The sequence below is a fragment of the Pseudomonas sp. TE3786 genome (assembly GCF_054057335.1).
Genome location: NZ_JBSRZF010000020.1, coordinates 25,021 through 47,935 on the forward strand (window position 1 = coordinate 25,021; position 22,915 = coordinate 47,935).

16 protein-coding genes and 2 pseudogenes are annotated in these 22,915 nt (G+C 60.3%); 3 read left to right on the forward strand and 15 right to left on the reverse strand.

What is annotated here, in order from left to right:
* Positions 1-72: 72 nt before the first annotated feature.
* Both ACVW0Y_RS19505 and edd read right to left on the reverse strand, forming a co-directional pair.
* Positions 73-1,053 (reverse strand): glucokinase, encoded by a 981-nt coding sequence (locus ACVW0Y_RS19505; protein WP_457440623.1) that lies wholly within the window; start codon positions 1,051-1,053, stop codon positions 73-75.
* Complete coding sequence (gene edd, locus ACVW0Y_RS19510; RefSeq protein WP_457440625.1) at positions 1,050-2,873, reverse strand: phosphogluconate dehydratase; 1,824 nt, start codon at positions 2,871-2,873, stop codon at positions 1,050-1,052. The genes ACVW0Y_RS19505 and edd overlap by 4 nt, the downstream gene beginning before the upstream one ends.
* A gap of 127 nt (positions 2,874-3,000) precedes the next feature.
* On the opposite strand from edd, the gene gap reads away from it, so the two are divergent.
* Positions 3,001-4,002, forward strand: coding sequence for a type I glyceraldehyde-3-phosphate dehydrogenase (gene gap, locus ACVW0Y_RS19515; RefSeq protein WP_457440627.1), 1,002 nt, complete (start codon positions 3,001-3,003; stop codon positions 4,000-4,002).
* Positions 3,999-4,463 carry a methylglyoxal synthase gene (locus ACVW0Y_RS19520; protein WP_457440629.1) on the forward strand — a complete coding sequence of 155 codons (465 nt, stop codon included), beginning with the start codon at positions 3,999-4,001 and terminating at the stop codon, positions 4,461-4,463. Before gap ends, ACVW0Y_RS19520 begins: the two co-directional genes overlap by 4 nt.
* Before the next feature lie 59 nt (positions 4,464-4,522).
* Here the strand turns inward: ACVW0Y_RS19520 and ACVW0Y_RS19525 are convergent, their stop codons facing one another.
* From ACVW0Y_RS19525 to ACVW0Y_RS19585, 13 genes and pseudogenes are all read right to left on the reverse strand, one after another.
* Positions 4,523-5,119, reverse strand: a complete 597-nt coding sequence (locus tag ACVW0Y_RS19525; protein ID WP_457440631.1) for a tRNA-uridine aminocarboxypropyltransferase — start codon at positions 5,117-5,119, stop codon at positions 4,523-4,525.
* Between the two features lie 139 nt (positions 5,120-5,258).
* Positions 5,259-6,224, reverse strand: a pseudogene (locus ACVW0Y_RS19530) (methyl-accepting chemotaxis protein); the annotation flags it as partial.
* 321 nt (positions 6,225-6,545) lie between these two features.
* A pseudogene (locus ACVW0Y_RS19535) lies at positions 6,546-6,824 on the reverse strand (PAS domain-containing protein); the annotation flags it as partial.
* 545 nt (positions 6,825-7,369) lie between these two features.
* On the reverse strand, positions 7,370-9,754 hold the full coding sequence (locus tag ACVW0Y_RS19540) for an efflux RND transporter permease subunit (protein WP_457440633.1): 2,385 nt from the start codon (positions 9,752-9,754) through the stop codon (positions 7,370-7,372).
* 16 nt (positions 9,755-9,770) lie between these two features.
* Complete coding sequence (locus ACVW0Y_RS19545; protein WP_457440635.1) at positions 9,771-10,865, reverse strand: WD40/YVTN/BNR-like repeat-containing protein; 1,095 nt, start codon at positions 10,863-10,865, stop codon at positions 9,771-9,773.
* A 342-nt stretch (positions 10,866-11,207) separates the two neighbouring features.
* A complete protein-coding gene (locus ACVW0Y_RS19550) occupies positions 11,208-12,578 on the reverse strand; it encodes a DUF1329 domain-containing protein (RefSeq protein ID WP_457440636.1) in 1,371 nt (456 codons plus the stop codon).
* Positions 12,579-12,644: 66 nt separating this feature from the next.
* Entirely contained in the window at positions 12,645-14,594 is a 1,950-nt protein-coding gene (locus tag ACVW0Y_RS19555; RefSeq protein WP_457440638.1) for a DUF1302 domain-containing protein, read from the reverse strand.
* Between the two features lie 531 nt (positions 14,595-15,125).
* Positions 15,126-17,783, reverse strand: coding sequence for an aminopeptidase N (gene pepN, locus ACVW0Y_RS19560; RefSeq protein ID WP_457440640.1), 2,658 nt, complete (start codon positions 17,781-17,783; stop codon positions 15,126-15,128).
* Between the two features lie 18 nt (positions 17,784-17,801).
* Entirely contained in the window at positions 17,802-18,629 is an 828-nt protein-coding gene (locus ACVW0Y_RS19565; protein ID WP_457440642.1) for a DUF2797 domain-containing protein, read from the reverse strand.
* Complete coding sequence (locus ACVW0Y_RS19570; protein ID WP_108094283.1) at positions 18,626-18,886, reverse strand: YeaC family protein; 261 nt, start codon at positions 18,884-18,886, stop codon at positions 18,626-18,628. The genes ACVW0Y_RS19565 and ACVW0Y_RS19570 overlap by 4 nt, the downstream gene beginning before the upstream one ends.
* 27 nt (positions 18,887-18,913) lie before the next feature.
* A complete protein-coding gene (locus ACVW0Y_RS19575; RefSeq protein WP_457440644.1) occupies positions 18,914-19,777 on the reverse strand; it encodes a rhomboid family intramembrane serine protease in 864 nt (287 codons plus the stop codon).
* Positions 19,778-19,788: 11 nt separating this feature from the next.
* Complete coding sequence (locus ACVW0Y_RS19580; protein WP_457440646.1) at positions 19,789-20,763, reverse strand: metallophosphoesterase; 975 nt, start codon at positions 20,761-20,763, stop codon at positions 19,789-19,791.
* The gene (locus ACVW0Y_RS19585) at positions 20,763-21,653 is read right to left on the reverse strand and encodes an NAD(+) kinase (protein ID WP_457440648.1); all 891 of its coding nucleotides are present in this window, start codon (positions 21,651-21,653) and stop codon (positions 20,763-20,765) included. Before ACVW0Y_RS19585 ends, ACVW0Y_RS19580 begins: the two co-directional genes overlap by 1 nt.
* A gap of 155 nt (positions 21,654-21,808) precedes the next feature.
* On the opposite strand from ACVW0Y_RS19585, the gene ACVW0Y_RS19590 reads away from it, so the two are divergent.
* Entirely contained in the window at positions 21,809-22,759 is a 951-nt protein-coding gene (locus ACVW0Y_RS19590; protein WP_457440650.1) for a DUF1853 family protein, read from the forward strand.
* Positions 22,760-22,915 lie beyond the last annotated feature (156 nt).

Consider the following 22,915-nt stretch of genomic DNA (forward strand, 5'->3'; position numbering starts at 1 on the left):
CCTTATAGTTTTTGTCGTAAAGGGCACTTGGATGTATGGCCTGCCAACTGGTTCAGCCGGCGATTCTAACGGTTACGCGCCCTCAGTGAGCTGACGCTGTTCAAGGAGTTGCTGCAAGGCCACACCGGCCCCCATCAAACCGGGGTACTCGGCGGTCACCAGCCACACCGGCACATCGACCATGTATTTGCTCATTGGCCCTTTGGCAGCAAAGCTCTTGGCAAAACCGCTGCGCAAGAATAGCTCGGTAAAACGCGGCACGATGCCACCGACTATGTACACGCCACCGCGCCCGCCCAGGCTCAGTACGTTGTTGCCGGCCACCCGGCCCAGCCAGCAGGAGAATTGCTCGATCACGGCAGCGGCGACTGCGTCACCTTCCAATGCCGCTGCGGTAATTTGCGCCGGCGACTTGAAGGTTTCGCCATGGCCGTCCAGCGCACACAGGGCGCGATAGAGCAGCAGCAAGCCGCCGCCGCTCAGCACGTCTTCGGCGCGCATATGGCCATTGAGGCGATACAACTCTTGCCACAGCTGCGCTTCGCGCGGCGTACCAATCGGCAGGTCGACGTGGCCGCCCTCGCCCGGCAGGGCTTGCCAACCGTGTTCGGCAGAACCAATCAAGGTGCCAACCCCCAGACCAGTGCCAGGGCCGACCACCACCGCCGGACGATCCGCTTCGGCAACGCCCGGGCAGACTTGCACGCGCTCGTGGTCCTGCAGACGGGTCATGCCCAGGGCCATGGCGGAAAAGTCGTTGATCAGCAGCAGTTCTTCCACCTGCAGGTCGCGGCAAAACGCCGAGCGACTGAGGCGCCAGTGGTTGTTGGTGAACACAAACAGATCACCGCTGACCGGCCCGGCACAGGCCAGGCACACCGCGTGCACGGCACCGACCGCCAGGCCGAGGCCTTCCAGGTAGGCGCTGATGGCCTGCTCGACGCCGGGATAATCCGCGGTGGCCAGCACTTGCACCGACTCCAACTGGTTGTCGCGCCACAGCGCGAAGCGTGCATTGGTGCCGCCGATATCGCCGACCAGAGCTAACTTCATTTCAATCCTTCCAAACTGGTAGTAAAGGCACTGGCACCCTGCTCTGCGGTGCTGAACGCGGCGCGCATAAAGGCAAACAATTCACGTCCGGTACCGAAGGCAACGGGAAGACCTTCAGCATTGGGGCGCTTGGCCAATTCCGCTGCATCCACCAGAACCCGCAGCTCACCCTTGGTTCCATCAACCCGCACGATGTCGCCATCACGGATGCGGGCCAGCGGGCCGCCATCGAAGGCTTCCGGGCAGACGTGAATGGCGGCCGGGATCTTACCCGAGGCCCCCGACATCCGGCCATCGGTAACCAGCGCCACTTTGAAGCCACGGTCCTGCAACACGCCGAGGAACGGCGTCATCTTGTGCAGCTCGGGCATGCCGTTGCTGCGCGGGCCCTGGAAGCGCACCACGGCGACAAAATCGCGCTCCAGCTCGCCGGCCTGGAAGGCATCGGCGAGTTCTTGCTGGTCGTGGAACACCCGCGCCGGGGCTTCGACAATCTGGTGTTCCAGCGCCACGGCAGACACTTTCATCACGCCACGGCCGAGGTTGCCGTCCATAACCCGCAGGCCGCCTTCGGGCGAGAACGGGTTGGAGAGCGGGCGCAGAATGCTTTCGTCCAGGCTCTTGCTCGGGCCTTCACGCCAAACCAGTTTGCCCTCCTGCAGGAAAGGCTCCTGGGTGTAACGGCGCAGGCCTTTGCCGACCACGGTGTGCACGTCTTCGTGCAGCAGGCCGCCATCGAGCAGCTCGCGAATCAGAAAGGCCATGCCGCCAGCGGCCTGGAAATGATTGATATCGGATTTACCGTTGGGGTAGACGTGGGCCATGGTCGGCACCACTTCCGAGAGGTCGGCCATGTCCTGCCAGGTCAGCAGAATGCCGGCCGAGCGGGCAATGGCGGGCATGTGCAGGGTGTGGTTGCTGGAGCCACCGGTGGCGTGCAGCGCGACGATGGAGTTGACCAATACCTTCTCGTCGACCAGCTCACCGAGCATGACGCGGTTGCCCGATTGCGCGGTCAGACGGGTGACTTGCTGCGCCGCTTCGCGGGTTAGCGCATCACGCAGCGGAGTGTAGGGGTTAACGAACGACGCGCCAGGCAAGTGCAAGCCCATCACTTCCATCAGCAACTGGTTGGTGTTGGCGGTGCCGTAGAAGGTGCAGGTACCGGGGCCGTGGTAGGCCTTCATTTCCGATTCCAGCAGCTCGTCGCGACTGGCTTTGCCTTCGGCGTAGCGCTGGCGGACTTCGGCTTTTTCCTTGTTGGAGGAGCCAGTGGTCATCGGCCCGCCCGGCACGAACAGAATCGGCAGGTGGCCAAAGCGCAGCGCGCCCATCATCAGGCCGGGCACGATCTTGTCGCAGATACCCAGGCATAACGCGGCGTCGAACATATTGTGGGACAGCGCCACGGCAGTGGCCATGGCGATGGTTTCACGGCTGGCGATACCGATTTCCATGCCCGGCTCGCCCTGGGTGACGCCATCGCACATGGCCGGAACCCCGCCGGCAAACTGGCCGACCGAGCCGATATCGCGCAGGGCCTGTTTGATTTGCTCGGGGTAATGTTCGTAGGGCTGGTGGGCGGAAAGCATGTCGTTGTAGGCGGAAATAATCGCCACGTTGGCCGAATCCATCAGCCGCAGGCGCTGCTTGTCTTCACCGCTGCAGGCCGCCACGCCATGGGCGAAGTTCGCGCATTGATGCTTGGCGCGGGCCGGGCCGTCCTCGGCGGCCGCGTGAATCATCTTCAGATAATGCTCACGGGTGGCGCGGCTGCGGGCTATCAAACGCTCTGTAACTTCTACGACACGGGGATGCATATCATCAGCTCCACACAGGCTAAATTTTTATATAAAACAAAATTTCGTTGGGATATTGGCTTGGTTTTTTATATTACCGAGCATAATCTTGTAATTCCAACAACAAAAAACAAGATTCGGTGATTCCATGACACTGCGTATCGCAATCAACGGCTTCGGCCGCATCGGCCGCAACATTCTGCGCGCCCTGTATACCCAGGACTACCGCCAGCAGCTGCAGGTGGTTGCGATCAATGACCTGGGCGACAGCGCCATCAATGCCCACCTGTTCAAGTACGACAGCGTGCATGGCATTTTTGACGGCAGCGTCGAAGCCCAAGCCGACGCCCTGCTGGTCAACGGCGACCGCATCGCCGTAACCGCCATCCGCAATCCGGCCGAATTGCCCTGGCGCGAGCAGCAGATCGATATCGTCTTCGAATGCACCGGCCTGTTCACCGACCGCGACAAAGCGGCGGCGCATTTAACCGCCGGTGCCTCCAAGGTGATTATCTCGGCCCCGGCCAAAGGTGCCGATGCCACCATCGTCTATGGCGTCAACCACGACATCCTGCGCCAGTCGCACCAGATCATCTCCAGCGCCTCCTGCACCACCAACTGCCTGGCACCGATTGCCCAGGTTCTGCACCGCGAACTGGGCATCGAGAACGGTCTGATGACCACTATCCACGCCTACACCAACGACCAGAACCTCTCGGACGTTTACCACAGCGACCCCTACCGCGCCCGCTCGGCCACTCAGTCGATGATTCCGACCAAGACCGGTGCCGCTGAAGCGGTGGGCCTGGTGCTGCCGGAACTGGCCGGCAAGCTTACCGGCATGGCGGTGCGGGTGCCGGTGATCAATGTGTCGCTGGTGGATTTAACCCTAGAACTAAAACAGCCGGTCAGCGCCGAAAGCGTAAATGCGCTGATGCTGGCGGCCAGTCAGCAGCTGCCGATTCTGGGCTACAACGCCCTGCCGCTGGTGTCCCACGACTTTAACCACAACCCGCTCTCCTCCATCTTTGACGCCAACCACACGAAAACCAGCGGCAAGCTGCTCAAGGTATTGGCCTGGTATGACAACGAGTGGGGGTTTTCCAATCGGATGCTGGATAACGCATTGGCTCTGCGGGATGCGCCGTGAGCCGCGTGCCCTTCACCACTGCACAACTGCCAGCGCGTAAACGCATCGCCCTGGTGGCGCACGACCACTGCAAGGAATTTCTCCTCGACTGGAGCGAACGCCAGCGCCCGCGTCTGGCCCAGCACGACCTGCTGGCCACCGGCACCACCGGCCTGCTGCTGACCCGCCGCCTGCACCTGCCGGTGGAAAGCATGATCAGCGGGCCGCTGGGCGGCGACCAACAGATCGGCGCACGCATCGCCGAGCGCCGTGTGGACATGCTGGTGTTCTTCTGGGACCCCTTCGAACAACAGCCCCATGACCCCGACATCAAAGCCCTGCTACGGGTGGCGGCAGTGTGGAATATTCCAGTGGCGTGCAATGAAAGCAGCGCCGACTACCTGTTGAGCAGCCCGTTGCTGGCGCAGCAGCATGCGCATCGGGTACCGGACTACGCCACGTATCTGGCGGCACGAGCGTAGGCAGGGTTAAGCGCAGCCAAGCCCAACACCTGCCTCTGCCGGTCTTCGCTGCGCTCTGCCTACAAATCGGGAAGGTGATTGCGGGTAAACACCTCCTCCCCCATCGCCTCGATCTGCCCCTCGATCAACGCCTCGAACGGTCGCAACAGCTCGCCGAACGCGCTTGGCGCTTCGACAATCTCCAGCGCCTGCACAATCGCTTCGATGGTCGACAACGCGCCCTCCATCGGTGCCTTGCGCAAGCGGTAGCGCGACCTCCCACCCGCCGGCAAGCTCACCCGTGGCAACGCCGCCAACAGCGGATTCACATGCAGCAATTTGCTCGCCTTGCGCCAGGTGCCGTCGGGCACCACCAGTTGCAGCGGCAAATCGCTTGGTGTCGAGTCCAGCACTGTCGCGCCCTCCCCCGGAAACAACAGACAGCTGCGGTAACCCGGCCGCTGCAATAGCCCCTCCAGCTCATCGAACCGCTCGCCCACGCACAGCTCGGCATTGACCAGGCCTAGTGCCGCCAGCCGTGCGGTATTCAGGGCGTGTTTGACTTCACTGGGATGCTGCAGGATCAGCACGCGGGTCCGGCTGTTGAGGCTGGGAATCAGCGCACACAGGCAATGACTCAACGGACGGCAGCAACGTGAGCATAACGGGCGGGACATGGGCACTCCTTGGGGTGCCAAGTCTGCCAGTAATAAACAGCCTGTGGGAGCGGCGTTAGCGGCGATGCTTTTAACCCTGAAGAATCGCGGCCAACCGGAGCGCCGGACCGGTCGCTCCTACCACTAAGTGCGGACAGGGTTATTTATTGAAACGCTCCGCGAGGCTATGCAGATACTCGGCCATACGCTCCAGGTCCTGACTGATCGCCACACCTTCCTGAGCCTGCCCGGCGCTGCGGTCGGAAAGCTGGGCAATACGGGTGATCTGCTGGCTGATGTCTTCGGCCACATGGCTTTGTTGTTCGGAGGCGGTGGCCATCTGTTGGCTCATGCTGGTGATGCGCGTCACCGCCTGACTGATACCGTCCAACGCCTGACGCACTGCCTCGACGCTGTGCACGCTTTCGCGGGAAATATCTGCGCCCTTACTGGCAGTGGCCACAGCACGGTCTGCGCCACTGCGCAGTGAGGAAATGATCTGGTGAATCTGCTCGGTGGATTCGCGGGTGCGCGAGGCCAGCGAGCGCACTTCGTCGGCGACCACGGCAAAACCGCGGCCCTGCTCGCCAGCCCGCGCGGCTTCAATGGCGGCGTTCAAGGCTAGTAAGTTGGTCTGCTCGGCAATCGAGGTAATGACATCCGCCACGCTGCCAATCGACTGGGTTGAGTCGGCCAGGTCTTTCACTGCCTGGCCGATTTCGGTGACGGCGTCCGACATATGCTGCATGGCGCCCAGGCTGTCATTGGCCAGGTCGCGCCCCTGTTGCGCCAGCTGATCGGCTTCTTCAGCGGCATGGGCGGTGCTGGCCACGTTGTGGGCAACTTCCTGAATAGTCGCGGCCATCTGGTTGATGGCAGTGGCGGACTGATCGGTTTCGCTGCGTTGTTGTTCCAACAACTCGGCGCTGGAGGTGGACAGTTTCGATGACTCGGCCGCGCGCAACTTCACGTTCACCCCGGCATCTTCCAGACGCGTCAGCGCCGTTTGTAGCCGCGCCTCTTCGCTGATCATCGCCATATCGAGCAAACCCTGAGCACCACGGCTGTCGGAATAGGTCAGCGCCACCAGCGCGCTGGTAAAGGCCTTGGGATGTTCAGCCAGGGTTTTGCGCACGTTGCGGCGCTTGGTATACAGCTGCCAGGAGCCGAGCCAGAACATGATAAACAGCACCTGAAACGCCTGAAGCCAGCCTTCGAGCAGGTAGTCGCCGAGCAGAATCAGCAAGGCGGCAAGAATCACCGGCCAGGACTGGACGAAATCGCGGGTCCAGTTTTGCACTGCCGGCACCGGTGCCTTGCCGGCCCGCAGCCGGGCGTAAAGCGCCTCGGCACGGGCCACCTGGACGCGGCTGGGCAAAGAACGCACCGACTCATAGCCGGCCATCTGGCCGTTTTCATACACCGGGGTGACGTAGGCACTAACCCAATAGAAATCGCCATTTTTCGAGCGATTTTTCACCAGCCCCATCCACGGCTTGCCCTGCTTGAGCACTTCCCACATATGGCCGAACACCGCCGGCGGCATATCCGGGTGACGCACCAGGTTATGCGGCTGGCCAAGCAATTCTTCGCGGGTAAAGCCGCTGATCTCGACGAAGGCGTCGTTGCAGTAAGTGATCTTACTGTGCAGGTCAGTGGTGGAAATCAGGCGCTCATGCTCAGGAAAGGTTCTTTCCCGCAGGCTAACAGGCAGGTTCTGGCGCATCGCTTCAATCCCTGGTTGATAAGAGCATTCGAACTTCCTTGCTCATAGGGATTAGGTGTAGCACAGCGATGGCGTGGCGGATGGGTAGAGGCAAAGCCACAACCCATCGACACGCAAATTGATGGGTTGCGCTGCGCTCGCCTAGGCGCACGGGATGCGGTTACCCCACTCGGGGCTGGGTCAGCTGGGTTTTCAGCAAATCACGGAACCTTCGCAACAACGGCGCTGGGGAACGGCCCCGGCGATGGGAGCATCTGGCGCAGTTGTTGGAGCGCGCGCCGAGTGATTGGCCGCTGGTGATCGAGGGGGTTCAGGCACCACCGTTTGCTCCATAAAATCTGGATCCCAGCCTACGCTGGGATGACGGATGTTTTTGCCAAGATTACGGTCATTCCAGCGTTCAGAATCGTGAATGCAGACAAAAACCGAATAACCGAGCCCCCTCGCCGCTAAAGCCCCTCCCACAAAAATCAAAAACCAAAAACCAAAAACCAACGCAAAAAAAACCGCAGCCAAGGCTGCGGTTTTTTTATTGCGGTGGCGGCTTAGTGTGCGAGCAGCGAACCGCCGACCTTGCCGGCCAGTTTCTCCGGTTTGATCAGGAAGCGTGCCAGCGCTGGCAGCAGCCACAGGGCACCGAACATGTTCCAGAGGAGCATAAAGGTCAGCATCAGGCCCATGTCGGCCTGGAACTTGATCGCCGAGAAGATCCAGGTGCACACGCCGATGGCCAGGCACAGACCGGTGAACAGTACCGCTTTACCGGTGGACTTCAGGGTCTGGTAGTAGGCCTCTTGCAGTGGCATACCGGCACGCAGGAAGCTTTCCAGACGGCTGTAGATATAGATGCCGTAGTCGACCCCGATACCCACCCCCAGCGCGATCACCGGCAGGGTTGCCACCTTCACGCCGATGCCCAGGAAGGTCATCAGGGCGTTACCCAGCACCGAGGTGAGGATCAGCGGCAGCACGATGCACAGGGTCGCTGCCACCGAGCGGAAGGTGATCATGCACATGGTGGCCACGCAGATGTACACCAGAATCAGAATGGTGAACTCGGTCTGCTTGATCACTTCGTTGGTGGCCGCTTCGATACCGGCGTTACCGGCCGCGAGGAGGAACTGCAGGTCTTCGGTGTCGTGGTCCTTGGCGAAGGCTTTTACCGCATTGACCGCGCGGTCGAGGGTTTCGGCCTTGTGGTCGTTGAGGAACACCAGCACCGGTGCCAGCGAGCAATCGTTGTTGAACAGGCCATCAGCACGGGCGATGGAGTTGTTCAGCACGTCTTTGTTGCGCGACAGGGTTTCCCACTTCAGGTTGCCCTCGTTCATGCCCTTGATCATCTGCTTGGACACAGTGACCAGGGAGATGGCCGATTGCACGCCCTCGGTGTTGCTCATGGTCCACATCAGCTCATCAATGGGCTGCATGGTTTCGTGGATCGAACAGCCTTCAGGCTTGCTCTTGACCATCACCACCAACACGTCCGAACTGGTCGAGTAGTTGTTGATGATAAAGGCGTTGTCCTGGTTGTAGCGCGAGTCCGGACGCAGCTCCGGGGCACCCTGATCGAGGTCACCGATTTTCAGGCCGTGGCCGTACCACAGGCCGCCACCGAAGGCTGCCAGGGCGATAACCACCGAGATCGGTGCCACCACTGGGTGAGCGAAGTTCGACAGCAGGCGCCAGAACGGATGTTCACGCACCGCGTCTTTCTTGCTGCGCTCGATAGCCCTCTTGCTGATGCCGACATAGGAGATGGCAACCGGCAGCAGGATCAGGTTGGTGAACACGATCACGCCCACACCAATCGACGCACCAATGGCCAGCTCGCGGATCACGCCGATGTCGATGATCAACAGGGTGATAAAGCCCACGGCGTCGGCCAGAATCGCGATGGCACCCGGCAGGAACAGTTGGCGGAAAGTCAGGCGTGCGGCGGTCAGCGAGTTGTCCGCTTCACTCGATTGCAGAGCGATACCGTTGATCTTCTGTACGCCGTGGGAAATCCCGATGGCGAAGATCAGAAACGGCACCAGCATCGAGTACGGGTCCAGACCAAAACCTACGGTGTGCATCAGACCCAACTGCCAGACCACCGCCACCAAAGTGGTGAACAGCACGGCAACGGTACTGCGCAGGCAGCGGGTGAACCACATCAGCAGCACCAGGGTGATCAGGAAAGCGATGGCGAAGAACGCCACAACCATCACCAGGCCATCGATCAGGTCACCGACTTTCTTGGCGAAACCAACGATGTGGATTTCCACATTGGGGTTCTGCGCTTCGTACTTGTCGCGGATCTTCTCTTCCAGCTCGTGGGAGAACTGGCGGTAGTCGAGTTTCAGCAGAGTGCCCTGGTCTTGCGGGTCCGGGTAGGACTCCAGCAGCGGCACATCGACGATGCTCGATTTGAAGTTGTTGGAGACCAAGCGGCCGATCTGACCCGACTTGAGCACGTTGTTGCGCAGCTCGTCGAGGCTGTCGGGCGAGCCGTCGTAGGTTTGCGGGATCACTTCACCGCCGGCAAAACCTTCTTCGGTCACTTCGGTCCAGCGTACGCTCGGGCTCCACAGCGACTTCAGACCGGAACGGTCGACGCCAGGAATGTAGAACACCTCGTCGTTCACCTGACGCAGGGTTTCCATGTATTCCTTGCTGAAGATATCGCCATCTTTGGCTTCCACCGAGATACGCACGGTGTTGCCCAGGTTGGCCAGATCATTGCGGTGCTCGAGCATCTTCTGAATAAACGGATGCTGCAGCGGAATCATCTTTTCGAAGCTGGTGGAAGGACGCACCTGCAACGCTTGGTAAAACAGGAACACGCTGACCAGCAGGCAGATAAGGATCACTGTCGGCCGGTTGTTGAAGATCAGGCGCTCGAGAAAGGAGCCCTTATCCTGATGATGGTTACTCATCGTACTCATACCTCAAAGCCACGGCTTATTGTTTTGGGCTAGCGTCTTCGCCGGTAGGCGAAGTGACATGGACGCCACCTTGGCCGACCAGAACCAGGTCACCTTTGTCGTCCGCAGTGACGCTGGACAAGGACAGGCGATCAGGACGGTTGATCAGGCTGAAGGTCAGGCCGTTATCGGTGCTTTTAAGTACGCTGCCGCCGTGCCCGACGATGACCACAGAGCCATCCTTGAGCACTGCGCCGCCGGACAGACCGAAGTCGAGTTTGCCGCGAGGCGACTTGACCTTGATCGGCGTCCAGGTGGTACCGAAGTCGGTGGAGCGGAACAGGTTGCCGCGCAGGCCGTAGGCCAGAACGGTGCCAGGCTGGTTGGTGCCCAGCACGCCGAACAGCGAACCTTCGTACGGGCCCTTGATGGTTTCCCAGGTTTCGCCGTCATCGCTGCTTCTGAACATGCTGCCCATTTCACCGACTACAAACAGGCCGGAGCCTTTGACTTCGGTGATGGCATTGAGGTGATAGCCGTCGGGGTTGTCGAGACGGTCACCAGCATCTTCCCAGGTCTTGCCGCCGTCGGTGGTGGCGAACAGCGCGCCATAGGCACCTACGGCAAAACCAGTGGAATCGTCTTTGAACCAGACGTCGAGGAAAGGCGCGCCCTCCTCCCGTTCCTGGTCGCTGAACTGCTGCGTCCAGGTGCTACCACCGTCGGTGGTGGCAAGGATCAGTGCATCGTGGCCAACCGCCCAACCGTGCTTGTCGTCACCAAACGCCACCGCCGTGAGCATCATCCGGGTCGGCACTTTGGCCTGGGTCCAGGTTTTGCCTTCATCGTCGGAATACAGGATGTGGCCACGATCACCAACAGCCACCAGGCGCTTGCCGGCGTTGTCGATATCGAGCAACAGAGCATCTACTGCCTTGGCGGACGGGATCGAGTAAACGGTGGCCGAATCGTCGGTCGCCGCTTGCACCTGCACAGGCGCAACAAAACTCAGAACGGACAACACACTACACAGCGAAAGCACGTTAGCCAGCGGCGAGTGGAAGCGGAACGCTGGTGTGCGGGACTGCTTGACTTCACCAGACTGGGTGCGCCGCATGACGGGCTCACTCATACACCTTTCCCCTTTATTGTTATGGGACATCAGCCTTTTAGCAGGCCGCCTATCCTATCCAGCTTTCGAAAGGTCTGACAATCAACGTGACGTTATGTTTTGTTAAGGCAAACCCGCGTGATTGACACGTTATAGGCACCTCTGATGCACCGGAATAGATACTCCTGATGCACAAAAGCCGCTACGACTGTAGCGGCCTTTGCCGAACACTACACAACCTGAGCTGCGTTGCCTACGGTCACCGTCGGCGTTTGTTCATCTTTGTAGGAGCGACTTCAGTCGCGATGCTTTTAACTTTAAGGGCATCGCGGCTAAAGCCGCTCCTACGCGATCAACATCGACTCAACGAGTACCGCGACGACGCAGAGCGGCTGGCTTGAAGTAGCCGTCGTCTGGAATCGGCTGGCTGAAGTCGATGGTGGTCGGCTCTTCGTTGTCCAGGTTCTGTACGTGGTAACGACGAGCTTGCAGGTCGTGGAACACGTCCAGTGCAGACCAGGTGGTCGGCAGCTCGTAGAAGTTCTTCAGGTACGCCAGGGACACGCGCCACAGTTCGCCACGGCCGTCGTACTGGTCCACTTCCGCTGCTTGCCAGCTGTCCTCGTCGAGGAACAGCACGCGCTTGGAGTAGATGTGACGAGCGCCGGCTTTCAAGGTGCCTTCTACAACCCACACACGGTGCAGTTCGTAGCGGGTGTAAGCCGGGTTCAGGTGGCCTACTTTCAGCAGGTCGGCGTATTTCACGTCGGGGCTGCTGACCTTGTAGTTGTTGTACGGAATGTAGATTTCTTTCTTGCCGACCAGTTTCCAGTCATAGCGATCTGGCGAGCCGTTGAACATGTCGGTGTCGTCTGCAGTGCGCAGGCCGTCAGCGGCAGCAATCGGGGTGTCGTAGGCCAGGTTCGGCGCACGACGTACGCGACGCTGACCGGCGTTGTAGCCCCAGGCCTGACGTGGCTCTTTAACCTGATCCAGGGTCTCGTGTACCAGTACTGCACCACCGGCCAGACGGGCTGGGCTCTTGGTGAAGGACAGGTAGTAGAACAGGATGTTGTTCAGGTCCGAGTAGTTACTTTTCGGATCGTAGAAACGGAACATCGCTTCTTGCTGCGAGGTCACCAGGGTGTAGTCGCCATTGCGCTGCACGGCCACTTCCGAAGCGCGACGCACGATGTAGGTACCGCGGTAGCGAGCAATGTGGTTCCACACCGCTTCCACGCCGTTTTGCGGGATCGGGAATGGCACGCCGCCGTAGGCGTCAGCGAAGCCGTTGCCGCCGTCCAGCAGTTTGGCGGTGGTGGCGTTCTTCACGGTGTTGTCATACACCCACTGCGGCGCGGAGCCGGAGCGACGGGTCTGGTACACCGGCAACTGGTAGTCCGCCGGGTAGGCGTTGAACAGGGCGATCTGACCCGGGGTCAGGTTGGCCTTGTACTGGTCCAGGTTGGCTTTGGTGATGGTGAACAGCGGCTTGTCGCCCGAGAACGGATCGACATGGTGCTGGCCAGGGGTTTTGTACTCGGCTGGGGCCTTGGTGATACCACCGGTCCAAGCCGGGATGGTACCTGCGGCGTTACCGGCTTTCTCTGCACCGAACGGCGTCAGGGTGGTGCCGAGCTTGGCGGCTTCCTGGGACGAAACGGCTGCCAGTGCGCTACCGGCGGTCAACGCCAGAGCGATCGCGGCACCAACCAGCGTGTGCTTTTTCAGCATCTTGATTCTCCGTGGTCAATCATCGTCCGAGCGCCCGTAGGCGCCCGGCTTCTTTTATAGGGTGGTTTAGAACGAGTACTTAACGTTGACGCCGATGTTGTCGCGGTCACGGCTGGAGTTGTTCTCGCCGGCACCGAAGAACTCGGTGTAGGCCAGTTCGCCTTCCAGACTGTTCAGGTAGCTGGCTTTCACGCCCAGGGTGTATGCCTTGCGGCCTTCGATGAAGTTACCGGTCTGGTAGGAGTTACCCTCGAAGTCGTCCTTGTAAACGACGTACGGGGAAACGTTTACGCCGGCGTATACGTCGTTCCAAGTACCGGAGAGAACGGTAGTAAAGCCGTAGGCGTTCTTGTTGACCTGGTCATCACGGTCGCCGCCACTCACGTAGGAGTTGTTGCCACGGCCGGAGTAGTAACGGGTGGTGTTGTCGTAGGCGGTGTACTTCAGATCGGTACCGCGCAGGTGCTCGGACGCCAACTCGGCAACGCCGAACAGGGAATCGAAACCAGCCACCGGACCGAAGTTGTAGATGGTGCCCAGCGAGGTGTTGTAAGCCTCAACACGGTCTACGTTGTGGATCTCGTCGCCCAGGTGAACGTCCTGGCCACCGATGTTCACGGTACGCTTGCTAGCCAGTGCGGCCGCTTGCTTAAGCAGGTCGCCCAGCAGGTCGTTGGTAGTCGCAACGCCAATTGGCAGATTTGGACGGTAAGCCAACTCACCGAACACCGAGGCATTACCCAGGGTGGTGTTGAAACTGAAGCCGTACATACGGATGTCTTCAGCATATTCACGACGAGCATTGACCTGGTTGGCCACGTCGATGGTGGTCAAGCCACCAGCAGAGGTCACGTAGCCGCCATAACCAGCTGGCGTACCGCAAGTTGCACCACCACCATTCAACGCACAGAGGCTCTGTGCCAGACCTACTACGTTGACGCCTTGGTAGTCGCCCAGATCCGCCGCGATGGTCGGTTCTTTGGAGTGGTAGTTAACAAAGTACGCACCGAACTCAGTGGAGTTCAGCTCTTCAGCGATGTACTTGAAGTTGACGCCATACTGACCATCGTTCTTCGCGTTGATATCAGAACCAATGCGAGCAACCTGAATGTTGCCGTTCGAATCGACGTTGCGACCGCCAGCCAAACCAGCCACATGAGCACCGCTCAGGCGAGAATAGAAGGCACCTGCAGGAATCAGAGCTGGCTGCGTCGAGTAAGCAGTATTGCCGCCTTCAGCAAACAGGTCGGTCTCGGAGAAGTAAGTACCAGCCGGGTCGATGGCCGACTCTTTCCAGTTGAACTGGTAGAAGGTTTCCATCGACAGGTTGTCGGTCAGACCCAGGTTGAAGCTCAGCGCCTCGACCGGTACCAGCACTTCTTTCAGCTCGGAACCTGGCAGACGGAACTTGGCAGCGTCGACCGGGTTGGTGGTGTTCACGCCACCACGGTAGAACAGGCCTTCACCCCAGTTGAATACCTGGTTACCCAAACGGGCGGTGACCGGCATATCGGCTACGTCCCAGTTGCCATAAACGTAGGCGTCGAGAATCTGCGCATCACGACCGGCCTTGTGGCGCGCGTCGTAAGTCAGGCTGTCGTTGTTCGGATAGTTCTGGCTTGGCTGTGCGGGGCTGTTGTTGTCGCCGTAGTCGGTGCGCTTGTCCATGATCTGCGTGTCATAGAAAGCGGTACCACGAACGAAGAGACCGTAATTCTTGTAGGTCGCTTCCAGGTCGGAAGTGATCTTGTACACCTCGGAAACCAGACCTGTGTCGAAGTTGCGGTTGCCGTCGTTGGTGTTGATGTCGTCGTTGTTCTTGTCACGACCCTGTACGCGCCAGAGTTGGCCGTAGGACACGGTGGTGTCGAGGGAACCGGTGACTTCGTCGTCGGCAAAGCTGAATTCCACCGCTTGGGCTTGTACAGCAACCAGCAACGGCAGGAGACCGGCAAAGGCGAAACCAGCCTTGGACGGTGCGAAACGCAACATAGGACTACGGGACTTGAATTCCATCGAGACTTTACTCCGTGGACAGATCGTTATTCTTATTGGCTGCCTCTAGTGAGGTAGCTCAGTACTGCCGCTGACCCTAGCCTCAGGGCAGGCGGTCTTTTTAGTTGATCGGAAGACTCCCTTCCAACGCGTCTAGCACGCACCCCCGAGCATTACCTGCACCATTGCGGGGCCAATTACTGTCGAGCAATGCAACCATGGCGCCAAACAAGCGTTTCAATCCAAATTAATGACGCCAACGTTTTATGGTTTACCGGGCAAAAGGTGACTGATCATTCATTGATCAACTCCCACATCATTCAGGAAGCGTTTGCACAATTTGTCCTACGAGATGGCGCGGATAGTCACTCGCCCGTTTTGGTGCGGATTTTCCTGGCCGCATAATCAGAAAACAGTCAAGGGCCTAGCCCCAACCTATTAAGGGTTTTCTAATAAGAAATACGGGGGTTATTTCAGTAAGTAACAAAAAAGTGTTACCGGCAGATTGCCAGTAACACTTCTTGGTGGGGCGCGGGAGAAGCGAGCAAAACCTTAGACCAGGCTTTTGCTGACCACTTCATAGACGTCGGAAGACAGCTCGCCAGAGGCGAGAATCCGCTCTAGCTCGGCCTTCATCAGCGCCTGACGGCGGCTGTCGTATTTGCGCCAGCGGGTCAACGGTGCCAATTGCCGCGAGGCGATCTGCGGATTGAAGCCATTAAGGGTGATCACCAGGTCGGCGAGGAAGCGGTAGCCCGACCCATCGGCGCGGTGGAAGTTCACCAGGTTCTGACCGGCAAACGCGCCGACCAGTGCACGCACCTTGTTAGGGTTTTTCAGGGTGAATGCCGGGTGCTCCATCAGCGCCTTGACCCGCTCCAGACCGCCAGGTAGAGCGCTCGCCGCCTGCACACTGAACCATTGATCCATAACCAAGGGGTTGTCCTTGAAGTGCTCGGCAAAGGCCGCCAGGGCTTTGGCCTTCTCCGCGTCAAAGGCGGAATTGACCAATACCGCCAGCGCCGTCAGGCGTTCGGTCATGTTGTCACAGGCGTCGTACTGCTCCAGGCAGGCCGCCAGCACTTCTGCTTTGCCACTCAGCATTAAGTATGAGAGGGCGATGTTTTGCAGGCTGCGGCGGGCGAAATGCTCGGCCTGAGCGACGTATTCACTGTTACGGGACACCTCGCGGTTCGCCTGATAGCGCTGCCACAGCGGCGCGAACAGGGCGTCGGCCAGTTGCTGGCGGGCAAATTCGCGGGCCGTATGAATGGCATCGACATCCGCCACCTCACTGATCTCGGTGAGGTAGGCCTCGCTGGGCAGCGAGAGCATTTCAGCGACCATGGCCTGATCCAGGCTGTCATCGGTCAGCAAGGTTTCAAAGGCGGTAACCAGGCGCTTATCGAGCACCAGCGTTTCGCCGCGCTGGGACTGGCCGATCAGCTCTTGCAGCACTTGCACCGACAATTGCTGGCCGGCTTCCCAACGGTTGAAGCCGTCGGCGTCGTGCTGCATCAGGAACATCAGTTGATCGCGGTTATAGGGAAAGCTCAGTTTCACCGGTGCCGACAGGCCACGCAGCAAGGACGGCAGCGGCTGCTCGGCAACCTCGACAAAGGTAAAGCTCTGTTCGGCTTCGGTTACCGCAATCACGGTCGATTCGCCGCGCGCCGCGCCCTCGCCCGCCAGCTTCAGGCTTAACGCCTGCCCCTGAGCACCCAGCAAGCCAAGCTCCACCGGAATCACGAACGGCAGCTTCTCGGTCTGCCCCGGGGTGGCTGGGCAGCTTTGGCGGAACGTCAGGGTGTAGGTTTTCGCAGTGGCGTCATACGCTTCGCTCACCTGCAGGCGCGGCGTGCCGGCCTGGCTGTACCAGCGCTTGAACTGGGTGAAGTCGGCGCCGTTGGCGTCTTCCATGGCCTTGATAAAGTCGTCGCAGGTCACGGCCTGGCCGTCATGGCGCTCGAAGTACAGGTCGCTGCCTTTGCGGAAGCCTTCGTTGCCCAGCAGGGTGTGCAGCATGCGCACCACTTCCGAGCCCTTCTCGTAGACGGTCAGGGTGTAGAAGTTGGAGATCTCGATAAAGCTGTCCGGGCGTACGGCGTGAGCCATGGGGCCGGCATCTTCGGCGAACTGGTGGGTGCGCAGGTAGGCCACGTCTTCGATGCGTTTGACTGTGCGCGAATTCATGTCGGCCGAGAACTCGGCATCGCGGTACACGGTGAAGCCTTCTTTGAGCGACAACTGGAACCAGTCGCGGCAGGTGACGCGGTTGCCCGACCAGTTGTGGAAGTACTCGTGCGCTACCACCCCTTCAACGCGCTGGTGCGCGGCGTCGGTGGCGGTGTCGGCCTTGGCCAGCACGCAGCTGGAGTTGAAGATGTTCAGGCCCTTGTTTTCCATGGCGCCCATGTTGAAGTCGTTGACGGCGACGATCATAAAAATATCCAGATCGTATTCGCGGCCGTACACCTCTTCATCCCAGCGCATGGATTTTTTCAGGCTGTCCATGGCGTGCTGGCACTTGTCGATATTTTCCGGCTCGACATAAATGCGCAGCGCCACTTCACGCTTGCTCATGGTCTCGAAGGTGTCTTCGATGGCCCACAGGTCGCCGGCTACCAGGGCAAACAGGTAGGCCGGTTTCATAAAGGGGTCTTCCCAGGTCGCCCAGTGCCGGCCGCCGTCTTCCGGCCCACTGGCAATCGGGTTGCCGTTGGACAGAAGCACTGGGTACTTGTGCTGTTCGGCGCTCAGGGTGGTGGTGAACTTGCTCATCACGTCCGGGCGGTCGAGGTAGTAGGTGATCTTGCGGAACCCCTCGGCCTCGCACTGGGTGCAGAACATGCTGCCGGACTTGTACAGGCCTTCCAGCGCGGTGTTGCTTTCCGGGTGAATGCGCACGCTGCTGTCGATCACAAAGCGCTCGCCAGCCGGTTGCAGGCTCAGGTGGCTGTCGCTGAGCTGATAGTCGCCGGCTTCCAGGGTTTTGCCGTCCAGGCTCAGCGACAGCAGTTCCAGCTCCTGGCCATCCAGCACCAGCAGTGGCAAGCCGGCACCGCGCGCCGGGTTGCGGCGCATCACCAGCTGCGCGTGGACCAGGGTGTGGTCCTCGAACAATTCGAAAGTCAGATGGGTTTCGTCAATCAGGTAATCCGGCGCCTGATAGTCCTTCAGGTAAATCATCTTCGGTTGTTCGGTGCGCATGACGGGTTCCCTTCACGTTCAGGAATGCACGGCCAACTGGTAGGCCGTGTATTTGCGGATATTGATAACGCCGGTATCGAACATCAGGTACTGGCCCTTGATGCCCAGCAGGGTGCCCTCGGCTACCGGGTCTTTGTCCAGATTGAAGCTGGTGATCTTGGGCGGATAGGCCTCGATCGGGTAGGTGATTTCAATCGGTTCGACGTCAGTCAGCTGCTGAATCGCCTGCAAGCCAAAGCGCTGCTGCAAACCCTGCAGGCCGTCGGCGCAGGTCTCGAACAACTGCTGGCGCACGGCTTTGAGGTCCACCGGCGTGGCGTGACTTTTCAACAGGGCGCGCCAGTTGGTTTTATCCGCCACCTGGGTGCGTAGCAAGTCTTCGACGAAGCCGGACTGCTGCCGGGTGCTTACCCGCAGGATTGGCAGCGCCTGGCTGGCACCCTGATCGAGCCAGCGGGTCGGCACCTGGGTGGCGCGGGTAATGCCGACTTTCACACCCGATGAGTTGGCCAGATAAACGATATGGTCCGTCATGCAGAACTGCGCCGCCCACTCCGGCTCGCGGCAAGTGCCGGCCTCGTGATGGCAGCGCTCGGGGCTCATCATGCAGGTGTCGCATTGCGCCAGCGAGGTCATGCACGGGTAGCAGTAACCCTGGCTGAAACTGGTTTTGGTTTTGCGCCCGCAATGGCTGCAATGAATGGCACCGAGGTATTCCAGCTTTACGGTCTTACCGATCAGCGGGTTGACCGGCACTTCTTCATCGCCCAACCGAAACGCGTACTGCACAGGCGCGCCCAAACGGGCGGCCATTTTGCTCAAGGCACCGCGACCCAATTCGCTCAATGGATAGCGTCCGACTTGAACAGGATATTCGGCACAGGCTTGGACTTGGAGCTGCACTCCTGCAATTCCATATAGCCGGTGCGCTGGTCTTCCGGCAGGTTCTGCAGCTCCCAGGCGATCACCGCCTGCAGGCTCAGTTCTTTCTGCTCCTGGGTCAGCTTGCGGCCGTCGGACCACTTGCCGATTTCCACCGCCAATTTCAGGCTTTCGTAGATATCCGGGGTGATGTTTTCAATCATTTCAGCAAAGGACGACATAGACGCCTCCAAAAACAAAGTCGCAGTTTAACGGCGACGGCGCGCCAGTGCACCGCCCAACAGACCGGTGAGACAGCCCACCAGCAGACCACCGACATGGGCACCATTGGCAATCGCCGCGCCGGCCAGTTCGGTGATGCCGCTCATGCAGATCAGCAGCCAGATCAGCATCATCACCACCACGCCCTTGGGCAGCTGGTAAGCGCGGTTAGGTGCCAGCAGTTGATAAATCCAGCAGTGGCCAAGCAAGCCGTAGAGCACGCCCGACAGCCCACCAAAAATCGATGGCCCGGCCCACCAGAACTGCACCGCATTGGAAACCAGGCCAACCAACAGGGTCAGCCCCAACAGCAGCCATTTGCCCTGATAGAACTCGATACGCCGGCCCAACTCCCAATACCACATGCCGTTCATGGCCAAGTGAAGGATGCCGAAGTGAATAAAGATCGGCGTGATCAGCCGCCAGTATTGGCCGGCGGCCATGCTGTCGGGCCAGGGCACGAAATAGGCGTATTCGCCCTGCACGCGGTAATCGAACCAGCTCAACCAGTGAATGGTGTTGTGGTTTTCGCCGAGCATGGTGATGCCGGCGACGATCAGGGTCAGCAGCAACACCGCTGCCGTCAGCGGGCTGTCGCGCAGTTGCCGAACGAAGCCAGCGCCCTTGGGCTGCACGGCGGGGGGCAGCTGCAAACGTTGCTGCGGGTCACCCTCGGGGTATTGCTGATACAAACCGCGCACCTGGCCGGCCAGCTCTTCGCCCGGCACCCACAACACCTGCTCGCCCGACTCTTCACTGACCCGATGCGGCACCTGCATGCGCTGCAGCAGCTCGACAAAGCCGGCCAGGTTGACGCTTACCGGCAAGCGCAGTACTTCAACAGGATTCATCGCGCTATCACTCAATGGGGCAGCTCCGGGCGCTCGACGTCCACCCAGGCAAATTTATTCGGATCGATACGGCTTTCCTGATCCATCCGGTACGCCACCAGCTTGCCGTACAGCACGGCGCTGTAATCCAGGCAGGCCAGATTTGGACGGATCGGTGCCGGACGGCCTTTGCGCCAGTAGTGGCCGACAAACAGCGGCGGCTCTTTCGGGCCGTAGCGCAGCAGTTCGGTTTTCTCCCGCTGGCTCAGCGGCGTGCGCGCCACGGCTTCGGGCAAGGCGTCGGGCTGGAAGACGATATCGCCGTAGGTCTGCGGGTCTTCCTCCCAGAATTTGGTGCGGAAAAAAGCCCGGGTGTAGCCATCGTCGCTGGTCAGGGTCAGGCCATCCGGCAGGCGCATATCGGTGCCGCGCAGCAGACGACTGAATACCCGACTGGCGAAACTGCCGGACACCGCAGCATCGCGCAAAAAGGCTTCATCGATACGGCCGTCGGGGTGCAAGGTGCGCAGGGAATCGATCAACCCGGCATCCCAGCAGGCATGCACGACACGGAAATGCCCGGCATCGATAAACAGCGGCAGCTCGTAGAACCAGCGCTGGAATTCCCGCCACTCGTGGGGATACGCCTCGAACTGGGCCAGGCTCTGGGTGATCAGCCGGGCATTGCGCGGCGTGTGTTCGCGAACGAACTGGCGGCCACTGCCGGGCGGTGCCGGGGTGCTCCAGCCGAGCGCATCGAACTCATGGTTGCCCATGATGCACAGCGCCTGCCGGGCCTCGACCATATCGTGGACGATATGCAGCGCTTCGCGAATACGCGGACCTCGGTCGACGATATCGCCAAGAAACAGCGCCATCCGCCGCGGGTGATGCCAGACGCCGTTACGGCGCTGGTAACCGAGACCATCGAGCAGGCGCGCGAGGGTGTGTGCGCAACCGTGCACATCACCGATCAGGTCGTAACCGCGCGCCGGGTCGAGTTGCATCAGTCGTTCCCGCCTCCGAGGCGACTGCCCCAGCCCAGCTTGGTGCGGCAGACCTCGTAGTAGTTGTGGTCCAGCGGGTGAATCAGGCGCAGTTTCTGCGGTTTCTTGCTGACGATCAGGCTGTCACCGGGGGCGCAGGTAAAGTGGTTCTGGCCGTCGCAGGACACCTGCGGGTAGATCTGCATGTCCTTGGAAGCGACGATTTTCAGTTCGCTGTTGCCGTCCACCACTATCGGCCGGCTGGACAAGGTGTGCGGGTACATCGGCACCACCACGATGGCGTCCAGCTTGGGGTGCATGATCGGGCCGCCGGCGGACAAGGCATAGGCGGTGGAACCGGTCGGCGTGGCGACGATCAGGCCGTCGGCCTTCTGGCTGCAGACGAACTGGCCGTCGATATGCAACTCGAACTCGATCATCCGCGTCGACTTGCCGGGGTGCAGCACCACATCGTTGAGGGCATCGCCCTGGCCGATCACTTCGGCGTGGCGACGCACTTCGGCTTGCAGCAGAAAGCGGTTCTCCACCAGGAACTGGCCATCGAGCACTTCGGCGACTTTGCTTTCCAGCTCATCGGGGCGAATGTCGGTGAGAAAGCCCAGGCTGCCCCGGTTGATCCCCAGCACCGGCACATTGAACTGCGCCAGGGCCCGGGCGGCACCGAGCATGCTGCCATCGCCACCCACCACTATCACCAGATCACAGGCTTCGCCCAGGCTTTTGCGCGACGAGGTTTGCAGGCCGTGGCCGGGCAACACTTCGGCAATGGTGTCCTCAAGGATCACATGCAGCTGGCGCTCGATAAGCAGTTTTTTCAGGCGGCGGATGGTGTCCAGCACCTGCGAACTGCCCAAGCGGCCGATGATGCCGATATTGCGAAATTGCTCCATGAGGCTCCTGGGAGACGCTGGCAGAAAAAGGGAAAAGCGCTCTCCATGCAGAGAGGGCCAGACAGGCCAATTATGGGTGAACGGCGCAATTATGGGCGAAAGGCGCCACTCAAACCAAGGCGCACATTGCCCGAGCTAAACGCTATGCTCGCAGAATGACGCTTTTTCCTACCCTCAGCGCCCTGCCCCAGCACCTGCATCAGCCGGCCGTCCGTGATCTGGCCTGGGTGCTGCTGTCGCCGCCGTTGCTCGACCCGGCAGTTTGCCCACAGCGCCACCCGCTGACGGCCAGCGCCTGGGTGGCGGCCCCCGAGCAACTGGCCGACTGGCTGTACGCCCTCGACCGCGACCCGACCCCACTCAGCGCCTGGCTCGCGCAACACAGCATCCGCCGCCTGGGCCTGTACTACGAACGCTTGTGGCAGTTCGCCCTGATGGCCGCGCCCGGTGTGCAACTGCTGGCTGCCAACCTGGCGATCCGCCAGGGCGGGCATACCCTCGGCGAGCTGGATTTGTTGCTGCAGGACGACTGCGGTATTCACCACCAGGAATTGGCGATCAAGCTGTACCTGGGACCGCAGCACGGCAATGGCAGCGATGCCCATGAATGGCTCGGGCCCGGCAGCCAGGACCGCTTGGCGCGCAAGCTCGAGCATCTACTGCAGCATCAACTGCCCCTCTCCGCCCGCCCCGAGGCGCAAGCCGTGCTGGCCGAATTAGGCATCGACCAGGTGCAGCCGCAGCTGTGGTTGGCCGGGTATCTGTTTTATCCATGGCCTGGGCTTAGTCAGCCGCCCGCCGGTGCGCTGACAGAGCATCTGCGTGGGCGCTGGTTGCATCGCCGGGACTGGGCAGCATTTCAAAATGGCAGCGGCCGCTGGCAGCCCATTCCCCGGCAGACCTGGCTGGCACCGGCGCGGGAACAGGATGGGACGTTATGGACGACGCAGCAGTTCACGCAGTGGCTGGATGAACTGGAGCCCACCGCACAGGCGCAGTTGCTGGTGCGTTTTGAGCGGGACGAGGAAGGGGCTTGGCAGGAGGTAGAGCGGGTGTTTTTGGTGGCTGACTCTTGGCCGCAATGGAATGGCCAACGGTATGCGTGACAGCTACAACGCTGGATATCGGACCGCCGCCTACGTGCGAAAGACGAGAGTAAACCTGAAAACCTCCGTCGTCCCAGCGCAGGCTGGGACCCAGAATAAGTCAGGAGAACGCATTTCCACTCGACATACTGAATTCCAGCCTGCGCTGGAATGACG

Excerpts from the sequence above, each read along its gene's own strand:
- ACVW0Y_RS19575 (WP_457440644.1), bottom strand. The coding sequence starts at position 19,777 with ATGAATCCTGTTGAAGTACTGCGCTTGCCGGTAAGCGTCAACCTGGCC.
- ACVW0Y_RS19585 (WP_457440648.1), bottom strand. The coding sequence starts at position 21,653 with ATGGAGCAATTTCGCAATATCGGCATCATCGGCCGCTTGGGCAGTTCG.
- ACVW0Y_RS19590 (WP_457440650.1), top strand. The coding sequence starts at position 21,809 with ATGACGCTTTTTCCTACCCTCAGCGCCCTGCCCCAGCACCTGCATCAG.
- ACVW0Y_RS19505 (WP_457440623.1), bottom strand. The coding sequence starts at position 1,053 with ATGAAGTTAGCTCTGGTCGGCGATATCGGCGGCACCAATGCACGCTTC.
- ACVW0Y_RS19525 (WP_457440631.1), bottom strand. The coding sequence starts at position 5,119 with ATGTCCCGCCCGTTATGCTCACGTTGCTGCCGTCCGTTGAGTCATTGC.
- ACVW0Y_RS19570 (WP_108094283.1), bottom strand. The coding sequence starts at position 18,886 with ATGTCGTCCTTTGCTGAAATGATTGAAAACATCACCCCGGATATCTAC.
- gap (WP_457440627.1), top strand. The coding sequence starts at position 3,001 with ATGACACTGCGTATCGCAATCAACGGCTTCGGCCGCATCGGCCGCAAC.
- pepN (WP_457440640.1), bottom strand. The coding sequence starts at position 17,783 with ATGCGCACCGAACAACCGAAGATGATTTACCTGAAGGACTATCAGGCG.
- ACVW0Y_RS19555 (WP_457440638.1), bottom strand. The coding sequence starts at position 14,594 with ATGGAATTCAAGTCCCGTAGTCCTATGTTGCGTTTCGCACCGTCCAAG.
- ACVW0Y_RS19550 (WP_457440636.1), bottom strand. The coding sequence starts at position 12,578 with ATGCTGAAAAAGCACACGCTGGTTGGTGCCGCGATCGCTCTGGCGTTG.
- ACVW0Y_RS19540 (WP_457440633.1), bottom strand. The coding sequence starts at position 9,754 with ATGAGTACGATGAGTAACCATCATCAGGATAAGGGCTCCTTTCTCGAG.
- ACVW0Y_RS19545 (WP_457440635.1), bottom strand. The coding sequence starts at position 10,865 with ATGAGTGAGCCCGTCATGCGGCGCACCCAGTCTGGTGAAGTCAAGCAG.
- edd (WP_457440625.1), bottom strand. The coding sequence starts at position 2,873 with ATGCATCCCCGTGTCGTAGAAGTTACAGAGCGTTTGATAGCCCGCAGC.
- ACVW0Y_RS19580 (WP_457440646.1), bottom strand. The coding sequence starts at position 20,763 with ATGCAACTCGACCCGGCGCGCGGTTACGACCTGATCGGTGATGTGCAC.